Consider the following 8,011-nt stretch of genomic DNA (forward strand, 5'->3'; position numbering starts at 1 on the left):
CACAACCGATGGGTTTGAATGCGTTTTGCGTCATGCGCCCATAAGTGCGGCAGTGTTGTCGTCCTCGCGATCCGGGATCACAATGGTATTCGCCGGGACCGATGTGGGATCGTTCCGGTAGCGACGGTTGTGACAGTGGCATTGTCAAAACGACCGACGAGCACCGGGGGAATGTCATGTTCAAGATCCGCGTTCTGGGTCGGGCCGCTGTCGCATTGTGCCTGGCCGTCGGGGCCTTCGCCGCCACCGGATCCGCCGCCGACCCCGGTCGTGTGGTGGCCGGTCCGGAGGGTCATGCCGTTGTCGCGGTCGCCGACGGGCCGCTGCTCGACAATGGTGGCCCGCGCTGAGGCGCTCGCCGCCCGAATTACGTCAACGAGTCGTGGCAAATCACCACGACGCTCCCCTATGGTAATTACCTTGATCGATGTAATCGGGCGGCGCTGTTGCGGGGTGCGGACGCGCCCCGGGTACGGCGACCGCCCGGCACCGCATCCGCCGGTCAGTGCGACACGGCCGACCGGGACTGCTCCAGACACCCGAGGCGCTGCTCCAGATCGTCGCCGGTGGTGCCCATGACCTGGTAGAGGCTCAGCGCGGCCCGCCAGTCCGTCACCGCCCGGTCGAAGTCACCCAGGCCGGCGTGGGCGCGTCCCATCCCGTCGAGCGCGCGCGCCTGTTCGAGGCGCAGCCCGATCCGGTCGGCGTTCTCGTGGGCCCTGCGGTGTCGGGCCAGGGCGCCGGTGAAGTCGCCCCGTTCCGTGTGGACCCGACCGAGGACGTTCTCCACCTCCGCGCGCAGCGCCGGGTTCTCCAGGCCGCCCAGCAGGCTCAGCGCGGCCAGGCCGTGCCGTTCCGCCTCCGCGAGCCGGCCCAGCCGCATCAGGACCTCGGCGTACCGCGTTTCGAGCATGGCGCGGGCCCGGCGGCTGTTCGTGGTCTGCACCGGGACGGTCGCCAGGGTCAGTGTGGCCAGCGCGGCCGACCCCTCACCCAGGTTGCTCTGCGCCGAGGCGAGCCGGGTCAGCGCCGAGGCGAGATCGGCCGGCTGGTCGCGGCCGTCGAGCAGGCGCACCGCCTCCCGGGCGCTCGTCACCGCCTCGGCGTGCATCCCGAGGACGTTCTGCAACTGGCTGATGTTGCTCAGCGCGTTGCCCTGCTCGGCCTGGCTGCCCATCGTGCGGTGGATGGCCAGCGCCCGCTGCTGGTAGCTCAGCGCCTCCTCGAAGCGACCCATGCTGGCGCAGACGATGCCGATCCGCCCCAGGCAGGTGCCCTCGCCGACGGTGTCGTTGGTGTCCTGGGCGATGGCCAGCGCGTCGGCGTAGCACTCCAGGGCCTCGGTGAACTCCCCGAGATACCAGTGCGCGATCGCCACGTTGATCAGGTTGAGTCCCTCGTGGACCGGCTCGTCGATCCGGCGGGCGGCGGCGGCGGCCTTGCGGAAGGTGGCGACGTGCTCGTGCATCTCGCCCCGGACGTAGAGGTAGAAGGCCATCGTGCGGGGCAGGTGGCACAGGTGGAAGTCGTGTCCCCGGTCAGCCGCCAGGTCGATCGCGGCCAGCAGGTTGCGCCGCTCGGCCTCGAACCACTCCAGCGACTCCGCCTGGTCGGCCAGCGGCGCCACGTCCTGCGGTGGGTACCGCACCCGGGCCTCGGTCACGAACCGGCCGGGTTGGACCCGGTTCGCCGCCGTCTCCGCGGTGACGACGTAGTAGTCGAGCAGCCGGTGGATGGCGGTGGTGTTCTCGTCCTCGTCCTGGGCGAGGACGGTACGGACGAAGTTGCGGACCAGGTCGTGCATCTCGTACCGGTCGACCTGCCGCTGGATGAGCAGCTGCGAGTCGAGCAGGTCCTCCAGGATCTGCTCGGCCCGCTCCTGCGGGACGCCCGCGAGGGCCGCCGCCGTGTACGCGTCGCAGCTCTCCCCGGGGAACAGCCCGATCAGGCGGAACATCTGCTGGTGGTCGGGGCCGACCCCGTGGTAGGACAGGCCGATGCTGGCCGCGACGCTGCGGTCATCGAGGACCAGTTCCCGCATGAGCCGCCCCTCGCGGCGCAGCCGGCCGATCAGGTAGCTGAGCGTCCACTTCGGGCGGTTGTGCAGCCGGGCCACGGCGATCCGCAGGGCCAGCGGCAGCCGGCCGCACGCCTCGACCAGGGCCTGCACCTCGGCCTCGGTCGCCGGGTGCCGGTCGCCGAGCAGGCGGTGGACGATCGCGCTGGCCTCGTCGTCGAGCGGCGGATCGAGGGTGACCGAGTGGGTCCCGTCCAATCCGTTGAGCCGCGACCGGGTGGTGATCAGCACCAGGCTGGTGGCCGAACTGGGCAGCAACGGGATGACCTGCTGGGCGCTACTGGCGTTGTCCAGCAGGATCAGCAGCGACCGGTCGGCGGTCGTGGCCCGCCAGAGCGCCGACCTGCCGACCTGGTCGGTGGGGAGCTGCTCGCCCGGGGTGCCCACCGCACGCAGCAGGACGCCCAGCGCCTCGACCGGGTCGACCGGGTCCCGGCCGTAGGTGAAGCCGTGCAGGTCCAGGAAGAGCTGCCCGTCGGGGAACTCCCTGCCCAGCCGGTGCGCGGCGTGGATCGCCAGGGTGGTCTTGCCGACGCCGCCCATCCCGTTGATCGACACGAGGGTCAGCGCCGTGGCGTCCGGCCGGGCGAAGCCGACGAGCGTCTCCAGGGTCTCGTCGTGCCCGGTGAAGTCGACCAGGTCCCGGGGGATCGTCATCGGGCGGCTCGACGAGGTCACGACCCGGACGGTGGGCACCGACGCGCGGGTGGCGGCACGCGGGTCGAGGGCCGGGTCGTTGCGCAGGATCTGCTCGTGCCGCCGGCTCAGCTCCGGCCCGGGATCGATGCCCAACTGGTCGGCCAGCGACTGCCGGGCGTCGGCGTAGACCTGGAGGGCCTCGGCCTGCCGCCCGCTCTGGTAGAGCGCGGTCATCAGCAGGACCAGCAACCGTTCCCGCATCGGGTGCTCGGCCGCCAGCGCCCGGAGCTGGCCGACCAGGTCGCCCTCCTCGCCGATCTCCAGTTGCAGGGTGATCAGACGTTCGACGGTCATCAGACGACGTTCGTCGGCGCGGGCCGCCGCGGTGCGTACGGTGAGGCCGTTCATGCCGCTCAGCGCGTCGCCGCGCCACAGGGACAGGCCGGTGGTCAGGGCGTCGATGGCCTCGGTCGGGCGGCCGTCGTCCTCGGCGGCCCGGGCCCGGACGAGTTGTTTCTCGAAGATCTGCAGGTCGACCGCCGTGTCGTGGATGACCATCCGGTAGCCGGGCCCGTCGGTGACGATCAGCCCGGCGGGCAGCCGCCGACGCAGGTCCGCCACGATCTTCCGGATCTGGTGCGCCGCCGTCGACGGCGGGTGCGTCTCCCAGACGACCTGAACGAGCTGTTGCAGGGTGACGACGCATCCGGTGGCCAGCAGCAGGGCCGCGAGCACCAGTTCCTGCCGGGTGCCGCCGAGCGGGACGCGGGTGCTGTCCACCCACACTTCCAGGGGACCGAGGAGTTTGAAGACAATTGGTTGATCGGCGGTGATCAACGCCTCCCGATCATCACCGGATGCCAACGTATCCCTCCCCAAGAGATGTGACGAATCGCAATTAATCATGTTTCAGCGAGGGTGTCAACCTGCTTTATCCCGTGTTGTCGATATGGTCGTTAAGACCGTTCCGAGAATTTTGCCGAAGGGCTTCGGGGCCCGGAACCGTCCAGCGGTGCAGGGGTACCGCTAACGATGTGCACGGAAGTGTTTCGGCCGGGTGTCTTCTGTCGGCGATGCGACTCGCCCGTTCGGTGACTCTCCCTCACGAAAAGCCTCCCCGCAAGCACCGACGCCTGCATGTCAGCCACAAATGCGGGCCCCGGGACGACGGGCGGGCCGGGGGAGGGGTGGCGGCGTCGCCGTCGATCCGCTGCCCGGCGGTGCGGCTGCGGCGGTACGGGCCCCTACCAAGATCCTCTTTAGGTCGCCGTTAGGCAGGTCGAGGACCGTTGGGGATGTTGGCCGCACCATTTCCCGAAAGCGGGTGGCAATGAAAGTCCGGAACGTCTTTGTCGCTGGTGTCGGCACGTATCTGCCGGACCGGATCACCACCGAAGAAGCCGTGAAACGCGGTTGGTACGACGAGGGGAACCGCATCCACAGCGACCTGCACTCGATCGCGGTGTCAGCGGACACGCCCGCCCCCGACATGGCGTTCCAGGCCGCCGCGGAGGCGATGAAGCGCTCGGCCCACCGCCCCGAGGACGTCGCGGCGCTGATGCACTGCCCGGTCCACTACCAGGGGCCCGACACCTGGTCCGCCCCGCACTACATCCTGCACGAGACACTCGGCGTCCGGGCGGTGCCGGCGCTGGAGATCCACCACGGCTGCAACGGGATGCTGTCGGCGTTGCGGCTGGCGGCCGCGCAGCTGATGGCCGACCCCGGGTCGACCGCCGTCCTGCTCACCGCCGCCGACAACTTCTCCACCCCGGTCGTCGACCGCTGGCGGATCAGCTCGCACTACGTGCTGGCCGACGGCGCGAGCGCAGCCCTGCTGTCCACCCGGGGCGGCTTCGCCGAACTCCTCGCGGTCGGCTCGGCGTCCAACCCGGCGGCCGAGGTCCTGCACCGCGGCGGCGAACCGCTCTTCCCGCCCAGTATCACCACCGGGCGGCAGGTCGACCTCGAATCGCGCTCCCGCTACTGGGCCGAGCAGTGGGCCAACGGCGTCACCCCGCCGGTGTTCCACCTCGGCGACCTGGTCACCGAGACGGTCGACCGGGTGCTCGACGAGGCCGGTGTGACGATGGCCGGCATCGCCCGGATCGCACACAGCGGGGTCGCCCTCGACCAGCTCCAGAACGGCATCTTCGACCCCCTCGGGATCACCGACGCGCAGACCGTGTGGGACTTCAGCCGTACGGTCGGACACTGCGGCGCCAGCGACCAGATCCTGGCGCTGGACCACCTGGTGACCACCGGAGCCGTCGGCCCGGGTGACCACGTCCTGCTGCTCGCCGTCGGCGTCGGCATCGAGGTCGGCTGCGCCGTAATCAAGATCATCGAAGAGTATCGCTGAGTCGACGGAAAGGACCCATCGTGCAGCAGGACACCGCGGGCACCACACGTGAGGAGATCCGACAGGCGATCGCCGTCGTGATCGGCCTGGACGCCGCAGCCATCGGCGACGACGCCAACCTGGTCCAGCTCGGACTCACCTCCCTGCAACTGATGCGGCTGGTCAACGGCTGGCGTCGCGCCGGGATGAGCGTGCGCTTCGGTGACCTCGCCGCCGCGCCCACCGTGACCGCCTGGTCACAGCAGCTCGCCGGCACCGTCACCGCGCCCTGACCCGACCGCCGTACGAGCGGCGCCCCCGGCCACCGGCCGGGGGCGCCGCTCGTACGGCACGACCGGTCACCCGGCCGGCTCACCGAACCACGACTTGAGCGCGCCGGACAGCCCCTCGGCATCCGAGACCGGATCCCCGGCCCAGGCGACGTGACCGTCCGGACGCACCAGGACGGCATCCGCCAGGATCTCCCCGGTGGGCTCCGCGCGAACCGCGTCGACCCGGTCGCCCAGCGCCGCCAGGGTGCGCCGGGTCGGCACCGGCGTCCGGCCGCCGAGGTCCAGGTAGACGCCGCGCCCGGCATGGTGCAGGTCGGCCACGCAGGTCGATGTCGCCGAGCCCCCCGCCGTACCGGCCAGCGGTCGGACGCCGGCCAGCGGCACGTGCGGCAGGCGGCGGCCCACCGGAACCGGGCCGCACGGCTCCACCCCGACGTCGTACCGGACGTCGAGCCCGGTCGACAGCTCCAGCAGGTAGGTGTTCACCTGCGGCAGCCGCAGCAGCTCGACGAACAGGCCGCGCAGCGGCGTCACCCGGTCGATCGGATGGATCAGGGCGAGCTGCGCGTCGGTGGCATCCGCCGCGCGTACCGCCTGCGGGTGACGCTCCTCGTGATAGGTGTCCAGCAGGCCGGGCCGACCCCAGCCGGACAGCTCCGCGGCGAGCTTCCAGCCCAGGTTGACGGCGTCCTGCAGACACAGGTTGAGCCGGAGACCGGCCAACGGATAGAAGGTGTGCGCCGAGTCGCCGGCCAGGAAGACCCGGCCGCTGCGCATCCGGTCCGCCGTCCGGGTCTGCCCGCCGTACCGGCGTACCCAGCGCACCGGCGCGTCCGGCAACTCCGCGCCGGTGAGCCGGGCGACCGCCGCGCGCAGCTCGGCTGTCGTCGGCGCGGTGTCGGCGGGGGACGCGACGTCGAACTCCGCCGTGATGACCCGCAGCAGCTCCGGCCCGACCGGCACCGCCGAGTAGACGCCCCCACCGGGGCAGAACCGTGACCCACGGTGTTCCGGGGCCAGCTCCGCGACGGCGATCTCGACGTCGGCCACCAGACCGCAGTTCGCCGGACCCGCGCCCGGGAAGGCGATGCCGGCGGCCGCGCGCACCGTGCTGTCCTCACCGTCGGCCGCCACCAGGAAGCTGCCGTGCAGGTGGTACTCGCCGTCGGCGGTGCCGACCCGGACCCGTACGCCGTCGTCGTCCTGGGTGAAGGCCGTCACCCGGTGGCCCCGGCGCACATCGGCCCCACGGGCCACGGCGGCCTCGTCGAGCCGCCGCGCGATGAACTGGTGCCCGAGCAGCATGGCCGGCAGATGCCGGCCGGAAAGCGCCGACATGTCCAGCCACATCAGCGAGAAGTGCGTGCCCTGCACGGGGGAGACGTGCCCGCGCAGCCCGGCGAGCAGGCCCCGCTGGTCGAGCAGTTCGGCGGTGGTGGTGTTGATCGCCTGCCCGGGTGACTCGTCGGTCAGGTCGGGGCTGCGCTCCAGCACGACGACGTCGATCCCCCACAGGGCCAGCTCGTGCGCCAGCATGAGCCCGGTCAGGCTCCCGCCGGCGATGATCACTGGTGCGGTCATGTGCGACTCCTTCAGCCGATGCCGAGTTCGTTGTCGATCAGGTCGAAGATCTCGTCGTCGGTCGCCGTCGAGATCGCGGTCACCTCGTCACCGGTCTCCGCCACCAGGGCGGACCGCTGCTCCTCCACCCGGTCGAGGAAACCGGCCAGCCGGCCGGACAGCCGGCCCATCGCCGCGGCGGACGGTGCCGCCGCCGACAGGTCGGAGGTCAACCGGTCCAACTCGGCGAACAGCACCGCGAACGGGTCCCGCTCCTGCGGTGTCAACCGGTCGCCGAGGTGCCGGGCCAGCTGTGCCGGGCTCGGGTGGTCGAAGATCAGGCTGGCCGAGAGCCGCAGCTGGGTCGCCGTGGCGAGCCGGTTACGCAGTTCCACCGCCGTGAGCGAGTCGATGCCGAGGTCCCGGAACTGCCGCTCCGGGGCGATGCCCGCCGCCCCGGCATGCCCCAGGGTGATCGCCGCGTTCTCACAGACCAGGGTCAGGAGCAGGTCGTGCCGGTCGGCGTCGGTGAGCCCGGCGAGCCGTTCGGGCAGCGGCCGGACCGCCGCCGGCGCGTCCTGCGGCGACGCGTCCACGCCGACCGGCCCGGTCAACGCCCGGAACAGCGGCGCGAGCAGCCCGTCGCGGGCCCGCGCGGTGAGGGTGGGCAGGTACAGCCCCATCGCGACGGTCACCGGTTGGCCCAGGGTGACGGCCGCGTCGAGCGCCGCCAGGCCGTCGGCGACGTCCATCGGCCGTACGCCGATCCGGCTGAGCCGTTGCAGGTCCTGTTCCTGCAGGCCGGCCCCCATCCCCGACTCGGTGTGCCACAGGCCCCACGCGATCGTCGTGCCGGCCAGCCCCATGGTGTGCCGGTGGTGCGTCAGCGCGTCCTGGAACGTGTTGGCGGCGGCGTAGTTGGCCTGGCCGGCGTTGCCGAGGGTCCCGGTGGCGCTGCCGAAGACGACGAGATTCACCTCGGGGTGGTGTTGGAGTGCGGTGTGGAGGGTGTGGGTGGTGTCGATTTTGGCGGTGAGGGTGGTGTGGAGGGTGTGGGGGGTTTGGGTGGTGAGGGGGGTGTCGTGGAGGGTGCCGGCGGTG

6 protein-coding genes are annotated in these 8,011 nt (G+C 71.5%); 3 read left to right on the forward strand and 3 right to left on the reverse strand.

Going from position 1 to position 8,011, the window contains the following annotated elements; translation table 11 throughout:
* Nucleotides 1–101: 101 nt before the first annotated feature.
* The gene (locus JQX11_RS07010; protein WP_204924117.1) at nucleotides 102–350 is read left to right on the forward strand and encodes a hypothetical protein; all 249 of its coding nucleotides are present in this window, start codon (nucleotides 102–104) and stop codon (nucleotides 348–350) included.
* A 152-nt stretch (nucleotides 351–502) separates the two neighbouring features.
* On the opposite strand, the gene JQX11_RS07015 is transcribed toward JQX11_RS07010, so the two are convergent.
* Nucleotides 503–3,496, reverse strand: a complete 2,994-nt coding sequence (locus JQX11_RS07015) for an AfsR/SARP family transcriptional regulator (protein ID WP_204924118.1) — start codon at nucleotides 3,494–3,496, stop codon at nucleotides 503–505.
* A gap of 622 nt (nucleotides 3,497–4,118) precedes the next feature.
* On the opposite strand from JQX11_RS07015, the gene JQX11_RS07020 reads away from it, so the two are divergent.
* Entirely contained in the window at nucleotides 4,119–5,078 is a 960-nt protein-coding gene (locus tag JQX11_RS07020; protein ID WP_204924119.1) for a ketoacyl-ACP synthase III family protein, read from the forward strand.
* A gap of 20 nt (nucleotides 5,079–5,098) precedes the next feature.
* The gene (locus JQX11_RS07025) at nucleotides 5,099–5,350 is read left to right on the forward strand and encodes a phosphopantetheine-binding protein (RefSeq protein ID WP_204924120.1); all 252 of its coding nucleotides are present in this window, start codon (nucleotides 5,099–5,101) and stop codon (nucleotides 5,348–5,350) included.
* A 66-nt stretch (nucleotides 5,351–5,416) separates the two neighbouring features.
* Here JQX11_RS07025 and JQX11_RS07030 read toward each other — a convergent pair whose 3' ends face one another.
* Entirely contained in the window at nucleotides 5,417–6,931 is a 1,515-nt protein-coding gene (locus JQX11_RS07030; protein WP_204924121.1) for an FAD-dependent monooxygenase, read from the reverse strand.
* Nucleotides 6,932–6,942: 11 nt separating this feature from the next.
* A partial coding sequence (locus tag JQX11_RS07035) for a KR domain-containing protein (protein ID WP_204924122.1) occupies nucleotides 6,943–8,011 on the reverse strand: 1,069 nt, incomplete at its 5' end.

The organism is Micromonospora humida, from assembly GCF_016901255.1.
GTDB lineage: Bacteria > Actinomycetota > Actinomycetes > Mycobacteriales > Micromonosporaceae > Micromonospora > Micromonospora wenchangensis.

Coding starts and splice junctions, on each gene's coding strand:
- JQX11_RS07010 (WP_204924117.1), top strand. CDS start 102: ATGTGGGATCGTTCCGGTAGCGACGGTTGTGACAGTGGCATTGTCAAA.
- JQX11_RS07030 (WP_204924121.1), bottom strand. CDS start 6,931: ATGACCGCACCAGTGATCATCGCCGGCGGGAGCCTGACCGGGCTCATG.